The following is a 1,277-nucleotide window of genomic DNA, read 5'->3' as shown; positions in this document are numbered from 1 at the left end:
ACGCTGGCGCTGCTGGATGCGGGCGAGCGGCAGCAGTTGCTGCATGATTTCAACGCCACCGCGGTGGCGTATCCGGACCAGGCGCGGATCCATGAGCTGTTCCAGGCGCAGGTGGGGCGCACGCCGGAGGCGATCGCGGTCGAACACGGGGCGCAGGCGCTGAGCTATGGGCAGCTCAACGCCCGGGCCAACCAGCTGGCGCGCTACCTGCGCCAGCAGGGGGTGGGCGGCGGCCAGCGGGTCGGGATCTGCCTGGACCGGGGCCTGGACCTGGTGGTGGCCTTGCTGGCGGTGCTCAAGGCCGGGGCGGCGTATGTGCCGCTGGATCCGGCGTATCCGCGCGAACGGGTGCGGTTCATGCTGGCCGATGCGCAGGTGGCGCTGGTGCTGGCGCACCGGCGCTGGGAGGCGTTGCTGGCCGACACGGTGCCGGTGTGTGCGCTGGAGGCCGCGGCCGAGGCGATCGCGGGGCAGGCGTCGGGGGACCTGGCGGGCGATGGCCCGGCCGATCCGGGGGCGCTGGCCTACGTGATCTACACCTCCGGTTCGACCGGGCAGCCCAAGGGCGTGGCGATCGAACACCGCAGCACGGTGGCGCTGCTGCACTGGGCGCGCGAGGCGTTCACCCCGGCGCAGCGGGCCGGGATGCTGGCATCGACGTCGATCTGCTTCGACCTGTCGGTGTTCGAGCTGTTCCTGCCACTGAGCTGGGGGGATCGGGCGATCGTGGTGGAGAACGTGCTGGCGCTGGCGCAGCTGCCGGCGTCGGCGGGGGTGACGCTGGTGAACACGGTGCCCTCGGCGATGGCCGAGCTGGTGCGCGGTGGCGGGCTGCCGGCCTCGGTGCAGTGCGTGGCGCTGGCCGGGGAGCCCTTGTCCAACGCGCTGGCGCAGGCGGTGTATGCGGCCGGGGCGTCGGCGGTGTTCAACCTGTACGGGCCGTCGGAGGACACGACGTATTCGACGTGGTCGCGGGTGGAGCGGGGCAGCCCGGGCCCGGTGTGCATCGGCCGGCCGGTGGCGAACACGCGGGCGTACGTCCTGGACGGGCACCGCCAGCCGGTGCCGCTGGGGGTGGCTGGGGAGCTGTACCTGGGCGGGGCGGGGCTGGCGCGGGGGTACCTGCACCAGCCGGCGTTGACCGCCGAGCGGTTCGTGGCCGATCCGTTCGGCGCGCCGGGCGAGCGGCTGTACCGGACCGGGGACCGGGTGCGTTACCGCGGCGACGGGCAGCTGGAGTTCCTGGGCCGGCTGGACCAGCAGGTCAAGGTGCGCGG

1 protein-coding gene is annotated in these 1,277 nt (G+C 73.8%); it reads left to right on the top strand.

Features of this window, described 5'->3' with window-relative positions; genetic code table 11:
* Positions 1-1,277: amino acid adenylation domain-containing protein (locus G7B67_RS13075; protein ID WP_166213130.1), on the top strand; the 1,277-nt coding region annotated here is incomplete at both ends.

It is taken from the genome of Cognatiluteimonas telluris, assembly GCF_011320095.1.
GTDB classification, from domain to species: Bacteria; Pseudomonadota; Gammaproteobacteria; order Xanthomonadales; family Xanthomonadaceae; genus Cognatiluteimonas; species Cognatiluteimonas telluris.
Note: the sequence above shows the minus strand (reverse complement) of the source record. Positions and strands in the feature narration are given on the sequence as shown.